This is a genomic window from Bacillus salacetis (genome assembly GCF_003581585.1).
Lineage (GTDB): Bacteria > Bacillota > Bacilli > Bacillales > Bacillaceae_B > Rossellomorea > Rossellomorea salacetis.
Window position 1 is genome coordinate 138,198 of the sequence record NZ_QXIR01000003.1, and the last position, 16,599, is coordinate 154,796.

Below are 16,599 nucleotides of genomic sequence, written 5' to 3' on the forward strand. Positions count from 1 at the left end.
GCCCGACAGGCATAAGACAAGCCGGCGGGAAGGTGGCTCTTTCACCTTCCTGACGGATTGGCTTATGACCCCGAGGGGCTGGGCGCTGGAGCTGGATGATGCTAAAGCGGAAGCGCCTTGTTCAGATCCGACAGGCAAATGTTCCGAAGAGAAAAAAAGGCGTTTTTCCCTTTTATTCTCTTCGGGTTATTTGACCCCGAGGGACTGGGCGCTGGAACTGGATGATGCTAAAGCGGAAGCGCCTTGTCCAGGCCCGACAGGCAATAGACGAGCCGGATCAGCCGAATCGTTCAGAAAAATAAAAAAGCAGAGTGATCTGCATCTCTCCGCCTCATTTTTATATATTTCCCGGAAAATATCCAATATACCTGATGAAATTACAATTTATGATAAGATTCCAAGTAGCTCAGCAAGGACTGTTGTGCCGCAACTAACTTAGAAAGTTCGGAGGATCCCTGGTATTCCTGCAAACCTTTGGCCGCAGCTTCCAGTTTTCCTTTAAGCCCAGTGATCCCTTCACTCACTTTTAAGTCAGATAATTCTTTTATCCCTGCATTGATTTCAGTCATTGTCTCTGCATTGACCTTCCCGCTGGTATAAGCATTCGAACTCTCTCCAGCCAGCGCTGCAAATACGGCTGTGGACTTTTGAATGAATTCGCCATCGGCCTTTGTTCCTTTAATACTTTTCTCAGGGAGGACAATATCCTTTGCATAAACTTGGACATTTTCAGCAGAGAGTTTTTTGCCCATCGCCTTCGCACCCTCCAGATCGCCGGAGGTCCCAATAAACAAAAGCCTGCTGCCTTCCATTTCAAACAATACGGTAGGTAGTCCTTTTGCCTCCAAGTTCGTTTTTTCTGCATTTGCTGCATCCTCTGTGGAAAACACACCGCCCTGCACTACAGACGCGCTCAAGCTCTCAAGCTTGATAGTGCCGCCGGACGCAGAAGGAGTATCTTTACTGCCTGATTTCCCGTCCTCTCCTGCTTCCTGAAGCTGCACAGCCGGAATTGATTGCTCCCCATCAGTAATGACATTAAGAATGATGAAGCCAAAAATCAAGGAGACCGCAACCGCACCAACCAGTGTATAGATGAGCCTGGCTATACCGGGAGTGATTTCACCACGCCTGAAAGGTTTTTTCCCTTTCTTATTCTGTACATAATTAATCTTTTTGAATTCCTTAGGAGCCGGATCTTCATCAGGAAGGACCCAATCAAAAGAGTCATCTTCCGCTTTTTCTTCTGCAGCAGCAGCAGATTCTTCTTCTCCTAATTTCCAATTATGTACAAGCAGTTCCTCATTGTAGTTTTTTTTGTCGCCATTGATCTTTATGGTAATCCTGCCATTCTTTTTCCCCTGCTTGTCCATCTTTGTCCCCCTCCTCTGTGTCGTTTTTTTCATGCTATCACAGCGCATAAAAAAAAGAACAAGACTTTTGTCGTCTTGCCCCAAGAGGTTTTCGCCAATTTTTTTAAATGCTTAATAATGTATAGCGATGGCGGATGAATCAACGATTTACTCTACAGAAGAAATGGCTGACTCATCAATGTCATTGAGCAGTACAGGAATGAGACTGCTTCCATCCCCGCCGCATAATTTCTTTGTCTCCCCAATGAAACAAATAGATTCAATGGTTTCCCCGTTTAATATGACAAAAGAATTATTGGTTTCAGGGTCCAATTGTTTATTTGTAAAAGGATCCCTGATTTTTTCAATCATATTGTTGTCATAAAGTGTCTTATAGGTGATCTCCGTGAGTGCGGTATCATGGAGGAGCGACTCCTTGGCAAACAGGCTGGCGGCGTCTTTCAATGTATGCGCATTGGCGACAAATGCCTGATGCTTGGATTTCTCGATGATCTGGCCGATTGCCAGCACAGCGATCATCCCTATGATCCCCATTATGACGATGACGGCCAGCAATTCAACCAGCGTCAGTCCTTTTTGATTTAGTTTCATGGCAATCCAGCCCCTTTGCTGGCAATTCATTTATTCATCTTCTTTTTCTTTGTCCAGGTCACTGTAACTGCTGAATGGATTCACCTTGTTTGCCGGAGGAGGTGTCTTCAATCCCGGCATCTCTTCCATCAGCTGCAGCAAGTCAGGCAGGTAGAAGGCCGCGACCACCAGTTTATAACTGACTTTATCGTAGCTTTCACCCTGCATTGTCGATTCCTCAGGCCCTTCAAACGCAATCTGCTCAATTTCGGTTATGCGGTCAAGGTCTTCAAGCACTTCCAAAAATCTTTCCATTTCAAAATAGCTTGGGGACTCAACGGAAAGTGTTGCACTGAGCTTTTTCAATCCCTGCGGAAGGAGGTCCTGGGGCTGTGCTTCTGTTTCTGTCTCTATGTCTTGTTCAGTTTCTGTTTCCGTATCTGTTTCACCCTCGGCTTCATTTTCGTCATGTGAGAGATTCTCGATATCCTCTTCCGGACTTTGCGGTGTGAGGGGAAGTGTTACGTCTCCTTCAGAAAACTGGACACTCGAGATGAAGCTGGTTGAAATCGTCTCCGCTTTTTCCAAATCAAGGACAAGTTTCTCCGTCATCGGCTTTACTGGCACCTTTTTTTGCAGAGCAACGGAGCTTTGAAATGTTTCCTGCTGAATAGCACCGGTTTTTTGCTCTAAAATCATAATCAGCTTCTCTTCTGTTTCAAGATCCTGTTCCCGCAAGGTGATTTCTTTTTGAACCGGGTTGTAGAAAAGGAAATAGACTCCGGCGATGATGCAAAGCCCAAGCAAAATAGAGCCTGTAATCAGCAGCCATTCCTTCTTTTCGAATTGGAGGTTCATCACTCATCCCCTCCTTCATCCTCTGAGTGCAGCTCATTTTTTATTAAAGTCTGATTCAGTGAAATTTCATACTGGCCAAGATACCTTGGCATGAGCTGATCTTCCGTAAGGGCGGTTGTTTCGTCAGCAGCCTCTGCTTGGGAAGTAGTTTCCAAGGAAGCCAGTTTCACATCCACTATCCAATCGGAATTCTTTAAATCGTTAAGGAAGTAGGCCGCCTGCCTGCTCGTATCAAACTGGACATTGAGGTTGATCTTTCCATCTTCGGTGTAATTGAATTGCCTGAAGAAGCCCCTCTCCGGCAAAAGAGAGGTAAGGTGTTCGAGTACAGGCACGGTATCGATTGGATACTCCTCAGCCCATTTCACCGCTGTCTGCAGCTGCTGCATGCCATCCGAGGATTCCACATTGCTTACAGCTGTCTCCTGCTGTATGCGGAACTCCTTTTTCATTTCCAGCTCTTTCGTTAAATTATCCAGCTTCTGCTGAGAGACCTGAGTGTAAATGATCAGAAAGACCGTTCCAAGGAGAGCCATGCTGATTGCAGCAATTGCAATATACACAGGGAGCCTGCGTTTATGTTCTTTCTGGGGCAGTAAATTGATATCAATCAGCATCACAGCACCTCTTTCAGCGCCAGACCGATGGCCAGGTCGAATTGACTCGGTACCGATTGTCCCCGGGCATCCAGTGCGTAGTCTTCAGGAGACTTATGGACAGGAACGTCGAGTCTTTTCTTGAGGATTTCTTCGATCTCTGTCAAATCAGGATGGTCTCCTGTCAGGATGACCTTGTTGACATTGACCTCACCTTTATTCAACGAATATTTATAAAAGCTGATCACTTTCTCAATTTCTTTGAAGGTATCCTCCAAAAACAGCAATGAAGCATTCTCTACTTCTGCATGGTCCGATAACTCGAGGTCCCCTTGCAGGGAAATCGGCCTGAGGAAAATCGGCTGGTTATTATGGAAGATGGAGATCGTCAGCAGTTTCTCATCGAACTGGAGAAGCATTTCATGGTCCGTGCTTTTCACCATGTCCTGGTGATAAAAATATCTGTAAAGAGCCAATGGAGAAATATCAGCAGCCACAGGCTTCAGCTTTACTTCATCAAGGATATCCCTGTAAGAATGGATGACCTCTTCAGGAGAAGCGACAAGCAGTATTTCCTGCTTGTCCTCTTTTTCACCCAGAAGGACCACATCAAACAGAGGGTCCTCGAACGGGAGATGAATGCTCGTCCCGATTTCCATGAAAAGATACCCTTTCAGTTCATCTTCGCGGATGTCAGCAGGCACCAGCATCCTTTTGACAATGATCGAAGTGCTCGGGGCAATGAAACGGACTTGCTGCTTCTTTATACCCCAGTCGGAAATACACTCTTCCAGTATCATGGCGAGGGTGTCATATTCAATGATCTTTCCATCCGCAATGACGCCTTGAGGAAGAAGCTTCTCACCGCAGCTGTGCAAAGTCAGCGGAGACTCCGTCTTCAGGTCTGCATAACGGATTGCCGTGTCGGTGATGACGAGATTCGCTATTCTTTTGTTAGTGCCAAACAATCCAAAGTTCATTGAATATAACCCCTCTGCCTAGAAACCTAGTAAAAGTGATAAATACCAGTTGATGATATTTTCGTAGTAAAAATAAGAAATCAGTGCCCCGGCTGCGATGAACGGTCCGAACGGTATCGGTTTTTTCCGTTCAAAAATGCCTGCCGCCAGTCCTGCTATGCCTACCATAGCTCCCAGCAAAGTTGCAAGGAAAAAGGAAAGCAGCATTGGTTTGGTGCCAAGTACAAAGCCAATGAGCGCATAGAGCTTGATGTCGCCCCCGCCCATTCCGCCTTTGCTGACGACCGCAATGAGAAGCAGCAAGGTAAATCCGATGGCTGCACCTGCCAAAGAATCCCACCATGGGGATAACGGTATGAATACCCTCTCTATTAAAAAAAGCCCCGCAAAAAACAACAGCACTTTATCAGGGATGAGCATGTATTTGATATCAGAAACAAAGATGATGACAAAAAGCGATACAAGCGTGAGAGCGATAAGCAGTTCCCACTCCCATCCGATAGTCCAATAGGAGAACACAAACAGGATCCCTGTTGCACCTTCCACTAAAGGATAAAGAGGAGAAATGCGTTCCCGGCAGCGGGAACACTTTCCTCCTTGGATTAAGTAAGACAAGACCGGAATCAATTCCAGCGGTGTCAGTGTATGGCCGCATCCCGGACAGGCGGAACGCGGCTTGACGATCGATTGGTTAACCGGCACTCGAAGGCCGACTACGTTGTAGAAGGAGCCTAGGAGTAGACCGTATATGACAATGATAATTGCCATAGTCTATTACTCTTCTTTTGTTGTTGTTCCGTCTGCTCCAGTTGCTGCAGTAAATGTAGCTTTTAAACTTACACCTTTCCGAGTTAAATTATCAGGATTTTTAGTAACAAAATATCCAGGTGTTCCATTAGCGTTATTTGTAAGAGTTGCTACATAAGTATAATTCCCAGATGCAGTTTTTGTTACAGTTACACTACTTCCAGCTTCGTTATATTCGCCATCGGAAGGGTTGTCAACAGGCTCCAAATAACCATTATCTATAAGTGTTTCTAATGAGATAGTTGCAGTATCATTAGTTCCAAATGTAGCTTCTCCAGCACTTACTGCCAACCTTGCACCACTAACCATCTGCTGAGCGTTCGCAATATGCGCATCCTTCTTAGAGTTATTAATAAGTCCACCAATACTAGGTATAGCAATCGCAGCGATGATTCCAAGGATAACGACAACAGCAAGCAATTCGATGAGGGTCAAGCCTCGTTGGTCTTTCATTTTTTGACCGATTTTCTTAAACATTTCCGTACCTCCTATAAGTCTTTTTAATTAGGTAATTAGTAATTACTAAGTTTAATTATACATGACAATTTTGTCGTGAAAAGTAGGTAACTGTAAAAATTTTAAAGAAATTGTTTAATAACCTTGAACATTGTTGAAAATCTCGAACATCGGCACCATGATCGACGTGACGATAGTCCCTACGAGTGCTGCAAGAAAGACGATCATCAGCGGCTCGATGAGGGATTTCAGCCGGTCCGTGCTGTTTTCCACTTCTTTTTCGTAGAAATCGGCAACTTTACCGAGCATGGAATCGAGTGATCCGGTTGTTTCCCCGATGGCGATCATCTGTGTGACAAGCGGCGGGAAAGCCCAGTGCTTCTTCATCGGTTCCGTCAAAGAAGTCCCTTTTTCCAATGAATCCCTGGAATGGCGGAGGACCCGTGCGATGACTTCATTTTCAACTACCTTCTCCACGATGGCGAGCGCCTGCAGAATGGGAACCGAACTGGAGAATAAAGAACTTAGCGTCCGGGTCATCCTTGCCAAGGCGGCTTTTTGAATCATGCTTCCGAAGATGGGCATGCGCAGCATGGCATAGTCGAAATAGTATTTCGTCCTGCTGTTCTTTTTCAGCACCATGATCCCTGCTGCAATCGCAGCCATTCCTGCTGTCACAAGGTACCAGTACTTCTGCATGAATTCACTTGAACCCAGGACGAACTTGGTGATGGCAGGCAGTTCGCCGCCAAAATCAGCCAGCATGGTGACAAACGTAGGGACGACAGCCACAAGCAGGAAAATGACAACAGCTATGGCAATCACGCCGACCACGGCTGGGTAGGCAAGGGCGGAAACGATTTTCTGCCTTGTCATATGCTGTTTCTCATAATGCGTGGCCAGACTTTCAAGCGTTTCATCCAGGCTCCCGGATGCTTCCCCCGCCCTGATCATGTTGATCAGCATAGGTTCGAAAATCCGGCGGTGTTTAGCCAGGGCATCCGACAAGGGATTTCCATCCTTCAGTTCCATCTGCACCTCGCCCAGCGCTCTGCCAAGCGGCTTGCTCTGCGTCTGGGAAGACAGAATATCCGTTGCATCGACCACAGTGACTCCTGCCTGGAGGAGCGTCGCGAATTGTCTCAGGAAGATGACCATATGCTGCAATTTCACCGGGTTGCCAATGGCAATGTCCTTTGTCAGAAGGGTTTCCGGCACTTCATTCATTTCGATCACCCTGATGCCCTGGTTCTTGAGCTTCAGCATGGCTTCTCTTGTAGAGGCTGCTGTCAATACACCCGACTTCTTCCCTGTCCGTCCTCGGCCTGTATATTTAAATCGCGCCATTATGTCGTCTGCTCCGTCTCTATATAAGGAAAGGCGGATTCACGGGAAATGACTCCTGATTCATATAAGTTCTTGATACTTGAAGACATAAGATGCATCCCCATTCCTTTTGATGTTTGCAGAATGTTATCGATTTGATGGACCTTTTCGGAACGGATCAGGTTGGCGATGGCCGGATTATTGACGAGCAGTTCAGTCGCTGCTTTCCTGCCTTTCTTATCAACTGTAGGGAACAGCCTCTGCGAAAGGATGGCCACCAGGACCGATGCAAGTTGGATCCGGACCTGCGACTGCTGTTCCGGTGGAAAAACATCCACAATCCGTTCAATGGTTGCTGCCGCACTCGATGTATGCAGCGTAGCAAAGACAAGATGGCCGGTTTCGGCGGCTGTTATCGCCGTGTGAATCGTTTCAAGGTCCCGCATTTCCCCCACAAGGATGATATCTGGATCCTGGCGCAGCGCACTGCGCAGGCCCCTTGAAAAGTTTTTGGTATCAAAGCCGACTTCACGCTGGTCAATGATGCTGCCGCCATGTTTATGGAGATATTCAATCGGATCTTCCAGGGTGATGACATGCTTTCTCATCGTCCTGTTGATATGGTCGATCATCGAAGCGAGCGTGGTGGACTTTCCGCTTCCAGTCGGTCCTGTTACAAGTACAAGTCCTTGCGGTTTATCAGTGATCCTTTTTAAAACCGGCGGAAGTCCCAGGTCATCAATGGTGGGAATGCTCGTTGGGACGATACGGATTGCAAGGGAAGTACAGGATCGCTGCTGGTACGCATTGATCCTGAAACGGGAAATCCCCGGTATCCCATACGAGAAATCAAGCTCCCCCTGCTCAAGGAAAGTATTCCAAAGGTCCTGGGGGATGATGGATTTCGCCATGCCTTCTGTATCCTCCGGTTTCAGGATTTCTTTTCCGTACCTCTTCAAGTCTCCATGAAGACGGAAGACCGGCGGAGCCCCGACCGTCAAGTGAATGTCGGAAGCTTTCAACTCGTATGCTGCACGAAGTAAATAATCGATTTTTTCTTTCATTGCTATCACCTATTCCGAAATGGCTACACGAAGAATTTCTTCGGTTGTTGTCAAACCTTGTTTCACTTTCAATAGTCCATCATCAACAAGGAAAATGGTTTTGTTCTTTACGGCGTGTTCACGCAGTTTTGAAAACGCCTCGCCATTCAATATCACTTTCTTCATATCATCATTCATAACGAGGACTTCATGGATCGCCAAACGGCCTTTGTATCCTGTCATGTTGCAGGATGAGCAGCCTTCCCCGCGCATGATTTTATCGATCTTCATGCCCCTCTTCGCGAAGATTTCCACTTCCCGTTTGCTCGGCTCATGCTCCCTGCCGCAGTCCCTGCATACTTTCCGTACAAGCCGCTGAGCCACGATTCCACTTAATGAGGAAGCAACAAGGAAGGGCTCAACCCCCATATCAAGAAGCCTTGTTACCGTTCCAAGTGAATCATTTGTATGGATGGTGCTTAGAACAAGATGCCCTGTCAAGGAAGCACGTATGGCGACTTCGACTGTTTCCTTATCCCGGATTTCCCCGACCATGATGATATTGGGATCTTGTCGGAGTATTGCCCGCAGGCCTTTGGCAAAGGTCAGGCCGACATTGGGATTGACACCGATCTGGTTGATGCCTTCCAGCTGATACTCAACCGGGTCTTCCACGGTGATGATATTCACTTCTTCGCTGTTCAAATGATTTAACGCGGCATACAAAGTCGATGATTTACCAGAACCGGTCGGACCGGTAATCAGGACAATTCCTGTCGGCTGCTGAATCATATCCATGAACCGCTTGAAATTGAGCTTATTAAATCCCAGCTGTTTGATATCATTCAGTGCGGAGCTTAAATCAAGTATCCGCATAACGACCTTTTCACCAAAAACAGTCGGCAGGGTGGAAACACGCAAATCGACCGGTCTGTAGTCGACGTTCGTCTTGATCCTGCCGTCCTGGGGAACCCTGAACTCGGTTATATCAAGATTGGCCATGATTTTGATCCTTGCAATCAGCATGCTCTGCATGTGCTTCGGCAGATTGCGCTCGGTTCTCAGCACACCATCGATACGGTAACGGATGGACACCTTTGTCTCCTGAGGGTCGATATGTATATCGCTGGCCTTCTGGGTGACGGCATTGGAAAGGATCTGGTTAACCAGTTTTACGATCGGTGAATCCTGATCGACGATCGTCTGCTCTTCAATCGTGCTTTTTTCAGGCTTCTCATTGACAAGCTCTTCAAAGCCCTCTTCAGTGTCATAATACTTTGTGACCGCACGCAGGATATCATCCTTCGTCGCTATCGCGGTTTCGATCTGGAAACCGGTTGACAGCCTCAAGTCTTCTATCGCATAGAAATCCATCGGGTCAGACATGGCCACATACAGCTTCTCTCCCTCTTTTTTCAAAGGAATCATCAAGTTGCGCTTGGCTTCTTCCTTTGGTATCAGATGGAAAAGGTTTGTATCAAAAGGATAGCGGTATAAGCTGACATGCGGGATCCCCAGCTGGAATTCAAGCACTTCGATCAGCTGCTGCTCAGTGATATATCCCTTTTGCAGCAATGCGTCACCCAGTTTCTGTCCTTTTTCTTTTTCCTGCAGGGCCATATTAAGTTTTTCTTCCGATATAAGGCCCGCTTCCACAAGAAGATCCCCGAGCCTTTTTCTGGTCTGAACCATACAATCACCAGCTTATCCTTTATAATTTACTTGATCTTTTGCTTATCGTTTGGAGCCTTTGGAGAGGCATCTCCACGCACTGAATCAGCCGTGTTATCTGTGCTTTCTGTGTCATCGGCCGTGCCGCCTGCTCCGCTAGTGCTGCTGTCGCCGCTTCCGGATGCCGGCTGTGGCGGTCCACTGGTCCCTTCCGGATCCGCACCTTCTGTATCAGGATCAGGAAGCGGGGCATCCACAATATCCGTTTCTTTTACATCTTTCGGAGCCTCTTCCAAACTATGAATTTCGATTCTGTGCACTGGTGGATAAAAATCCTCAGCTATGAGTTTCTCTTCCATTACGTCTCCGTTTCCACCTATGCTCTGCCGGAATACTTTAATCAGGATCCCTTTACTGCCTTCTTCCTGTACACGGACGACATTCTTCTCGATGAACGGGTTGTATTGGACGATTTTCTTAGGAGGGAATTCTTCCTTATCTTTCAATGAAACTTTATAATCCGTCGCTAATGGGAACCCGACCAGCTTTCCGTAGATTTGGTCATTCATCAGCTCCAATTGGATCATGTAATCTGCATTGTTGGGGTTAGCGAAGATGAAGTCAAGATTACTCCCCGCATCCGTTTTTGCCTCATAACCCAGTTCAACCTCTTTTGGCAGTTCAGGACTCGTATTGCGTTCAATGATCGTAAAGTTGGTTTGCAGGATAAGTTTATATAATAGCGATGTTACCTGGCTGAGGTCTTCATCAGCCGAAAAACCGTTCTCTTCCAAGTGGCGAAGGAAGGAGAAGTCGGTCCCCTGCTTCACTGCGATCTCAGGAAAGGTTTCTATGAATCTCTTAACTTCAGGGGTGACGGTTATCTTTCCTGAGAGGGCTTCTGCTGCAACTTCCTCTACACTTCCTTTTGGAAAGTAATCACTTAAAGAAATGACGGCACTGCCGGGAAGCATGGAAACCTGGCTGATCAAGTCTTCCTGAAATGCGGCAGTGTCCATCTCATCCGCCTTCAAATCAGGAAAAGCAGCCTTCATTCCCTCCATTACTGAATCTATATCAATGGATACAGCCAAAGGATTCGGCCCTCCCTCATTGACACTCTGTAAGCTTTGATTCAGGTCGATATGGATAGCTGACAAATCAATAAGTGCCTCTTTCCCTGATAGTTCAGCTGTTATTTCCGCTGAAGCTTTCCAGTCGGCAGCAGCCTGTGCCAGGGCTTCTTTCGCTTCCGGTTCCGGCTGTCCACCGATATTGATGGAAGCTACCATTGTGGAAGGTTTAATCACCGCAGATTCTGTGAATTTTTCTAATGCAAAAGATCCTGCATGGGAGAAACCAAATATGAACACGGTGGCAGAGAGCAATGGGATAAATACTTTCGTGAATGGCTTGTCCTCCATGTGAAATGCTCCCTTCACCTTATCCTTGTGTATTCATTGTCAATTCCACAAATACGGATGGTCCCTCGTTTTGTGCTTTGGCAATATCAGCAGCAGTCAGGATGGTCCCGTCAGCGATCAAGGTCTCACCTGATATACCGGCGATATCTTTTGTCACCCGCTTGCCTTTTAACAGCTCAGCCTGTTTATTCTTGATGTTTTCCAGGTCATTCGGCGCCGTTTCTTCAAATTCTGCATTTTCCAGCGGCTTGCTTTCAGATAGAAGATCATCCACTGATTCAATGAAGTGATTCATCGCGTCTTCCTGCACAACCAGGATATCTTTTCCGTATGTCAGGATCTGACCGGATTTCAGGATTTTTTCATCTTCCTTCACAGCAACAAGGATACCCATGATGTTGCCTGTTTCATCATCCACATAGTATTCCTTCGCCTCGCCGATCAATTGGCCTTTCCTTGACATGACCTTCGTGTCATTGATTCTGATTTTTTTGTTTACCAGGGCATTGGCAATCGGAATTTCATTCAAGTCGATGACTGCGTTGCCGTTCTCCACAGTGACTGCATACTCACCGATACCGATTACTTTTTTGAATGGAATGGCTTTGACACTCACTTGCCAGTCTTCATGTTCGATTGTCAAAAAGTCCACTGACCCCTTTTCCGGATTTACTACAAGAGATTTCACACTTCCAATTTCCACTCCATCGTTAATGCTGATGATCGGCAACCCTACAATTTCAGTACTTTTTTTCATAACTTGCACCTATTCCCTTCCGTGTTTCATTTGTTGTTTGATAATGTTCTTCCAAGCAATTTCTTTATAATCATTCAATTCACTTTTAAGGACAGGATAAGAAATGAATCTTTCCTCTATCTCATCGATAAATAACTTCAGTTTCTTATATTCCTTAGATTCGTGGTACCGCTGAATCAACTGTTGGGCGAGAACATAAAAATCGCGGTCATGCATTTCCGGATGCATATACTGTCCTGCCAGCGATTCAAATTCTTCCAAAGAAAGTCTATGTCTATAAAAATCCAGTTCCTCGACGATTGTATGGATCACCCTCGTCTGCAACTGGGAATGTATCGCTGGTGTGTCACCAGGCAGTTCAACGGATAAGGATTCCGGATCCGGGTCAATTTCTGTTTCAACTTCTGGTTCTGGCTCCAGGTCTTGTCCCGGCTCTTGTTCTTGTTCTTGTTCTTGTTCTTGTTCTTGTTCTTGTTCTTGTTCTTGTTCTTGTTCTTGTTCTTGTTCTTGTTCTTGTTCTTGTTCTTGTTCTTGTTCTTGCTCTTGTCCCAGGTCCTCTTCCAGTCCTGCTTCAGACATTTTCACAGCTTCAGTTTCAGCTGAAAATCCTTCTTGTTCAGTAAGATCTGTTCCTGGTGTTTCTTCCTCTATATCGGCATAATGATCATCGACTTTTACTTCAGAAGAATCATCATCGGCATCAGTTACTAAAAACTCGATTTCCTGATTCGTCAGCTCAATCGGCTGCAATTCATCCCCATTATCAATGGATTGTTCAACTGCAGGGTCTTCTTCAAGGGAGCCTGGTTCTTCGTCAGCTTGATGAATCATCAATTCAATTTCACTGAGTGTCTCCATATCTTCATCAGTATCTCCATTGCCAGGGTCTTCGGGAATATCGGGTTCTTCAAGCTCACCTTCAGGATCAGGAACTGCAGCGTCTAATTCCAATTTATGTATTGACTCAGAATCATCCTGGCCTTCCTGTTGAATCAGCCACTCGATTTCACTCAGATCTCCATCCGCCTTGTCTTCCACGAGTGTATCCTCCGGCAGTTCCAGCAAATCTGGTTCCTCAATTTCATCCTGGATTTCCACTTGCTCTTCTATCGCTTTGTCTTTATCATCAATCTCCAAAACATCCATTATCTCTTCCAGATCATCAAGCTGAATTGGTTCTTCAGGAGTGCCTTCGCCGGCTTCCATCCCTTCTTCCGAAGCTGATTCAGCCAATGTTGAGTCATCTTCCACAGCAGGAAAAAGGATTTCCTCTGATTCTCCACGTGTTGCCTCAGAAGTGCCTTCAACCTGTACCCCGGCATCTGCCATGAGCTGCGGACCAAAACGATTTCCTATCATTAAAGAGGAAACAATTACTAAAATGAATAAAATAATGGCAACCATCCAAAGTGAATACTGGTTCAATGCAAGCAGGCCCATCAGAGAGATAAGCAGTCCGCCGGCGGCTATCCATACCTTCCCTTTCCTTGTCATTCCCCCGGGCAGGAAATACAGCACAGGCAAAAGGACCGCGAACGCTATCAAGGCAAAAATATATTCCCCCATTCTCCCACTCCCTTCATCATGTATTAAAATTCTATGAATTTAGTACTACTTCTACATTATTCGACTCTTAGATATTGTATAATAAACTTAGGTATTTTGAAAGAAGGTGACGGAGTGAAACTGTCAAATATATTAAAAAATAACCAAGGTTTGACACTTATTGAGGTTTTAGTCTCAGTAACGATACTGAGCACCGTGCTTTTAGTATTTTTGAATTTTTTCTTCCAGGCTGGTACATATACGAATATGAATCAAAAAAAGACAGTTGCCGTCAATGTTGCCCGTAATGCGCTGATGTTCATGGAAGGTCAGAGTTATCTGGAAATGAAAAAAGAATTTTCGGAAGTCAATAAAGGAAATCTTGAACCGGTTGACCATTCCTTGCAATTGCAACTTTGCGCTGATGGTTATAAGACCTTCTTAACGGGACTGACCCCTCCTTCAGATTGCAGCGATATTCCCATAAATGGAACGAATTACAAAGTAGAAATACTATCGGAGCCGGTTTCAGCTTCCCGGCAGGGAGAACTGGAATACTACATACCTATTACCGCAAAAGTGAGGTGGATAACAAATGATAAGGAGCACAGTACATCAGTTGAAGGAACGGTCAAAAGCGAGGACATACGATGAAGATGGCTTCACACTGATTGAGCTTCTATTGACCCTCGCGATATCTGCCATATTGCTTCCGGTCATATACGGAACGTTTCTAACCGGCTATAAAATCTATGAAAAAGTCAGCATCGAAGCGCAGTTGAGGGATGATGCCGATTACGTTTCAGCCATGGTGATGAACCGGCTGTACTCCACTCCTTTTGATTATGTGGATGAGTGCGATGGAGAAGATAACTGCCTTAAATTTGTGGACAGTGTCGAAACCGCGCAAAACGAATTCAATCCGGAGGTAATCGATCAGGATAAACAAAAATCAAGTGAAAGCCACTTTGAAATAAAACTGTCCGAAAAAGACGGCCGCCAAGTGTGGTCGAGCGGCGGTTCCATTGTGGATACCCCTTCTGACTTCCGGGATTCCGAAATATCCTTCAAATGTTCAGAGGAAAACAGAAAAGGGCAGTGCACGAGCGCCACGATCTTTCTTGATTTTCGGGTATCACATACAAATCATACGAAACAGCTGAATCTTGAGAGCAGTTTTGGTTTTTAAGGGAGGCAGCTATTATGCTGGATAACCAAAGAGGCAATACACTTATTACAGTAATGATCACTTCATTGGTAGTCATCACGCTTGGAATGGCGGTCCTTTCCGCTTCCATCGGCGGTGCCAAAAGGACCGAGGTCAGGGAGACCGATATTGATATAACCTATGATGGTTTGAGATTGGTGGATGAAATGACAGCCGATTTATCGGCAAAACTATCGCTTGATTCCTTCAAGATCCAGAACATATCAGCCGCGGGCTTAACAGCCAAGTTAAGTACATACTTCACCTCCAGGCAGAGCCAATTGTCCGCCGGCGACAGCATTTCCTGCGTAAATGTAGTGGATGTGACTTCTGATACTCCAAAGTATTTGATTTCCGGCGTTGAAAATCAATGCCTCGGGGACACCATTTCCGGGCTTCAGACCTTCGGCATTGACCCCGCCCGGCAGCTGACAAGAGTTTTGGAGTTTGTAGTCGCTGTTGAAACCCCCGAGAATCAGGAGGGTACTGTCAGCAGAACCATCAGGAAGCGGGTCATCCTCTCTCCTCTGCCAGGCTTCTTAAAGTATGCAGCTGGAGCAGAGGAAGAAACCATTTTGAACGGTTCCCCCAATATTGCCGGAAATGTGTTCGGCAAAAAAGTGACGATAGACAAAAATGCTCACTATCAGTTGACAGATGGAAATGATAAGGAAATCGAGACTCCTTACTCATCCATCTTCGGGGACATCTACATTGATTCCTCAAAGGCGAAATATATAGAAGTGATGGATTATCTGACCGCGGATAAGTTTTACCATAACCGCCTGCCACAGCTTAAAAATGACAGCCAGTTCATTGAAGTGGAATTCGAGAAAACGATCAATGAGCAAATCAATGTGATCCAGCAGGAACAGGGATTCACCCAAACATCCACCCTGGAAGAGCTGCCGGATGAATTGGTCCGATCCATTAAAAATGCCTATTCCTTCACCCCCGCCAGCTTTCCCGGCAGTCCCGCATTGGAGTCGCTGGATGGACTGCTTGATGAGGACCTTGTAAGCCAAGTGGATTCTCTAAGTTATAAACTGATTGACCGCAGCACGGACTCGAACATACAGGTACCGGGCGACCTTGTGATATCAAGTGTCTCTTCAAACTTGAACTTTCCCGGGAAAATCATTGCTGACGGAGATATTTATATCATTGGCAATCAGAATATTGCCCTTAATGATGTCATCGCTACCGGAGATATCCATCTTATCAACCTCAACGGGGCTATGACGGTCAAAGGAGACATCATTTCCGGAGGAAGTATCAATATTCAGGGAAACAGTAACTTTCTCTTTAAAAAAGACACCCTTACCAATGAAACAGGGTATATGCTGGCGGGAACTTCTTTGAACATTGAATCCCTCGATTCCGCTTCCACCATCATTGGAAATATCATTGCCGGTGGGCAGCTATTTATCCAGGGTAACAGCAACGAAGGTGACCTTCCTGAGGATGATGAAGTGATCTTTGATTCCGTCATATACTCCGGAGGGGAAGCGTTCATCTCGAACCTGAACATTTCCGGCAGCGAAGAAAATACAAAACAACTCATCCTTCTGGCGGGGGGAAAACTGACGATGACCAGGATGAATGAATATAAGAACTTTGTCCAAAGCGAAGAAGGAGATGACTTTAATGGCATCGTTAGGGATACATCGATTAAGCCTTTAAAAGCTTTCTTTTATACGAATGAAATGGCCGAGCTCTACGGTGTGGGTTCCCTGTTCCATATCGACGGCGGTGTCTTTGCCCATCACACACTTAAGATTAACGCGATCAGAGGCGAAATCTCGAACATAAGGGAAGCGGACCTGTACTCAACAAAGATTGATCAGGACCTTCATTACTCGCGTTTCAATATCAATTACAACCGTGATATACTTCTGCAAAAGATTGACGCTCTTCCGAAAACAGAATCCTTGTCATTGTTCAGTGACGAAGTGTCTGTACAATAGAAAAAAAGCTTTCCCGCAT

The 16,599-nt window shown here is 45.8% G+C and carries 16 protein-coding genes; 3 read left to right on the forward strand and 13 right to left on the reverse strand.

Translation table 11 applies throughout. From position 1 onward, the window contains the following. Positions 1-377: 377 nt before the first annotated feature. The 13 genes from D3H55_RS03770 to D3H55_RS24000 all read right to left on the reverse strand — a co-directional run bounded on the left by D3H55_RS03770 (position 378) and on the right by D3H55_RS24000 (position 13,427). The gene (locus tag D3H55_RS03770) at positions 378-1,373 is read right to left on the reverse strand and encodes a hypothetical protein (RefSeq protein ID WP_119545576.1); all 996 of its coding nucleotides are present in this window, start codon (positions 1,371-1,373) and stop codon (positions 378-380) included. Positions 1,374-1,520: 147 nt separating this feature from the next. Beyond that, on the reverse strand, positions 1,521-1,964 hold the full coding sequence (locus D3H55_RS03775; protein ID WP_168412949.1) for a prepilin-type N-terminal cleavage/methylation domain-containing protein: 444 nt from the start codon (positions 1,962-1,964) through the stop codon (positions 1,521-1,523). Positions 1,965-1,994: 30 nt separating this feature from the next. Further along, the gene (locus tag D3H55_RS03780) at positions 1,995-2,801 is read right to left on the reverse strand and encodes a hypothetical protein (protein WP_119545578.1); all 807 of its coding nucleotides are present in this window, start codon (positions 2,799-2,801) and stop codon (positions 1,995-1,997) included. Further along, a complete protein-coding gene (locus D3H55_RS03785) occupies positions 2,801-3,418 on the reverse strand; it encodes a PilN domain-containing protein (protein ID WP_119545579.1) in 618 nt (205 codons plus the stop codon). Before D3H55_RS03785 ends, D3H55_RS03780 begins: the two co-directional genes overlap by 1 nt. Then, positions 3,418-4,377, reverse strand: coding sequence for a type IV pilus biogenesis protein PilM (gene pilM / locus D3H55_RS03790; protein WP_119545580.1), 960 nt, complete (start codon positions 4,375-4,377; stop codon positions 3,418-3,420). The genes D3H55_RS03785 and pilM overlap by 1 nt, the downstream gene beginning before the upstream one ends. Positions 4,378-4,395: 18 nt before the next feature. After that, entirely contained in the window at positions 4,396-5,145 is a 750-nt protein-coding gene (locus D3H55_RS03795) for a prepilin peptidase (protein WP_119545581.1), read from the reverse strand. Between the two features lie 6 nt (positions 5,146-5,151). After that, positions 5,152-5,661: a type II secretion system protein gene (locus tag D3H55_RS03800; protein WP_119545582.1), complete on the reverse strand. Its 510-nt coding sequence runs from the start codon at positions 5,659-5,661 to the stop codon at positions 5,152-5,154. A gap of 114 nt (positions 5,662-5,775) precedes the next feature. Continuing rightward, positions 5,776-6,987, reverse strand: coding sequence for a type II secretion system F family protein (locus D3H55_RS03805; RefSeq protein WP_119545583.1), 1,212 nt, complete (start codon positions 6,985-6,987; stop codon positions 5,776-5,778). Then, positions 6,987-8,030, reverse strand: a complete 1,044-nt coding sequence (locus tag D3H55_RS03810) for a type IV pilus twitching motility protein PilT (protein ID WP_119545584.1) — start codon at positions 8,028-8,030, stop codon at positions 6,987-6,989. Before D3H55_RS03810 ends, D3H55_RS03805 begins: the two co-directional genes overlap by 1 nt. 9 nt (positions 8,031-8,039) lie before the next feature. Continuing rightward, positions 8,040-9,701, reverse strand: coding sequence for a GspE/PulE family protein (locus D3H55_RS03815; protein WP_119545585.1), 1,662 nt, complete (start codon positions 9,699-9,701; stop codon positions 8,040-8,042). Positions 9,702-9,727: 26 nt separating this feature from the next. After that, positions 9,728-11,104 carry a VanW family protein gene (locus D3H55_RS03820; protein ID WP_119545586.1) on the reverse strand — a complete coding sequence of 459 codons (1,377 nt, stop codon included), beginning with the start codon at positions 11,102-11,104 and terminating at the stop codon, positions 9,728-9,730. A gap of 19 nt (positions 11,105-11,123) precedes the next feature. Further along, positions 11,124-11,861: a PRC-barrel domain-containing protein gene (locus D3H55_RS03825; protein ID WP_119545650.1), complete on the reverse strand. Its 738-nt coding sequence runs from the start codon at positions 11,859-11,861 to the stop codon at positions 11,124-11,126. A 9-nt stretch (positions 11,862-11,870) separates the two neighbouring features. Beyond that, positions 11,871-13,427 (reverse strand): SdpI family protein, encoded by a 1,557-nt coding sequence (locus D3H55_RS24000; protein ID WP_168412950.1) that lies wholly within the window; start codon positions 13,425-13,427, stop codon positions 11,871-11,873. Between the two features lie 114 nt (positions 13,428-13,541). On the opposite strand from D3H55_RS24000, the gene D3H55_RS03835 reads away from it, so the two are divergent. Genes D3H55_RS03835 through D3H55_RS03845 form a run of 3 tightly spaced genes read left to right on the forward strand, consistent with a single transcriptional unit; the run spans position 13,542 to position 16,580 of the window. Continuing rightward, positions 13,542-14,060: a type IV pilus modification PilV family protein gene (locus D3H55_RS03835; RefSeq protein ID WP_168412951.1), complete on the forward strand. Its 519-nt coding sequence runs from the start codon at positions 13,542-13,544 to the stop codon at positions 14,058-14,060. Further along, complete coding sequence (locus D3H55_RS03840; protein ID WP_119545588.1) at positions 14,002-14,595, forward strand: PilW family protein; 594 nt, start codon at positions 14,002-14,004, stop codon at positions 14,593-14,595. The genes D3H55_RS03835 and D3H55_RS03840 overlap by 59 nt, the downstream gene beginning before the upstream one ends. Positions 14,596-14,609: 14 nt before the next feature. Then, positions 14,610-16,580: a hypothetical protein gene (locus D3H55_RS03845; RefSeq protein WP_119545589.1), complete on the forward strand. Its 1,971-nt coding sequence runs from the start codon at positions 14,610-14,612 to the stop codon at positions 16,578-16,580. The last annotated feature ends 19 nt before the right edge of the window (positions 16,581-16,599 follow it).

Bases quoted from the DNA above. Each gene is read 5' to 3' on its own strand.
- D3H55_RS03770 (WP_119545576.1), bottom strand. From the start codon at position 1,373: ATGGACAAGCAGGGGAAAAAGAATGGCAGGATTACCATAAAGATCAAT.
- D3H55_RS03775 (WP_168412949.1), bottom strand. From the start codon at position 1,964: ATGAAACTAAATCAAAAAGGACTGACGCTGGTTGAATTGCTGGCCGTC.
- D3H55_RS03780 (WP_119545578.1), bottom strand. From the start codon at position 2,801: ATGAACCTCCAATTCGAAAAGAAGGAATGGCTGCTGATTACAGGCTCT.
- D3H55_RS03785 (WP_119545579.1), bottom strand. From the start codon at position 3,418: ATGCTGATTGATATCAATTTACTGCCCCAGAAAGAACATAAACGCAGG.
- pilM (WP_119545580.1), bottom strand. From the start codon at position 4,377: ATGAACTTTGGATTGTTTGGCACTAACAAAAGAATAGCGAATCTCGTC.
- D3H55_RS03795 (WP_119545581.1), bottom strand. From the start codon at position 5,145: ATGGCAATTATCATTGTCATATACGGTCTACTCCTAGGCTCCTTCTAC.
- D3H55_RS03800 (WP_119545582.1), bottom strand. From the start codon at position 5,661: ATGTTTAAGAAAATCGGTCAAAAAATGAAAGACCAACGAGGCTTGACC.
- D3H55_RS03805 (WP_119545583.1), bottom strand. From the start codon at position 6,987: ATGGCGCGATTTAAATATACAGGCCGAGGACGGACAGGGAAGAAGTCG.
- D3H55_RS03810 (WP_119545584.1), bottom strand. From the start codon at position 8,030: ATGAAAGAAAAAATCGATTATTTACTTCGTGCAGCATACGAGTTGAAA.
- D3H55_RS03815 (WP_119545585.1), bottom strand. From the start codon at position 9,701: ATGGTTCAGACCAGAAAAAGGCTCGGGGATCTTCTTGTGGAAGCGGGC.
- D3H55_RS03820 (WP_119545586.1), bottom strand. From the start codon at position 11,104: ATGGAGGACAAGCCATTCACGAAAGTATTTATCCCATTGCTCTCTGCC.
- D3H55_RS03825 (WP_119545650.1), bottom strand. From the start codon at position 11,861: ATGAAAAAAAGTACTGAAATTGTAGGGTTGCCGATCATCAGCATTAAC.
- D3H55_RS24000 (WP_168412950.1), bottom strand. From the start codon at position 13,427: ATGGGGGAATATATTTTTGCCTTGATAGCGTTCGCGGTCCTTTTGCCT.
- D3H55_RS03840 (WP_119545588.1), top strand. From the start codon at position 14,002: ATGATAAGGAGCACAGTACATCAGTTGAAGGAACGGTCAAAAGCGAGG.
- D3H55_RS03845 (WP_119545589.1), top strand. From the start codon at position 14,610: ATGCTGGATAACCAAAGAGGCAATACACTTATTACAGTAATGATCACT.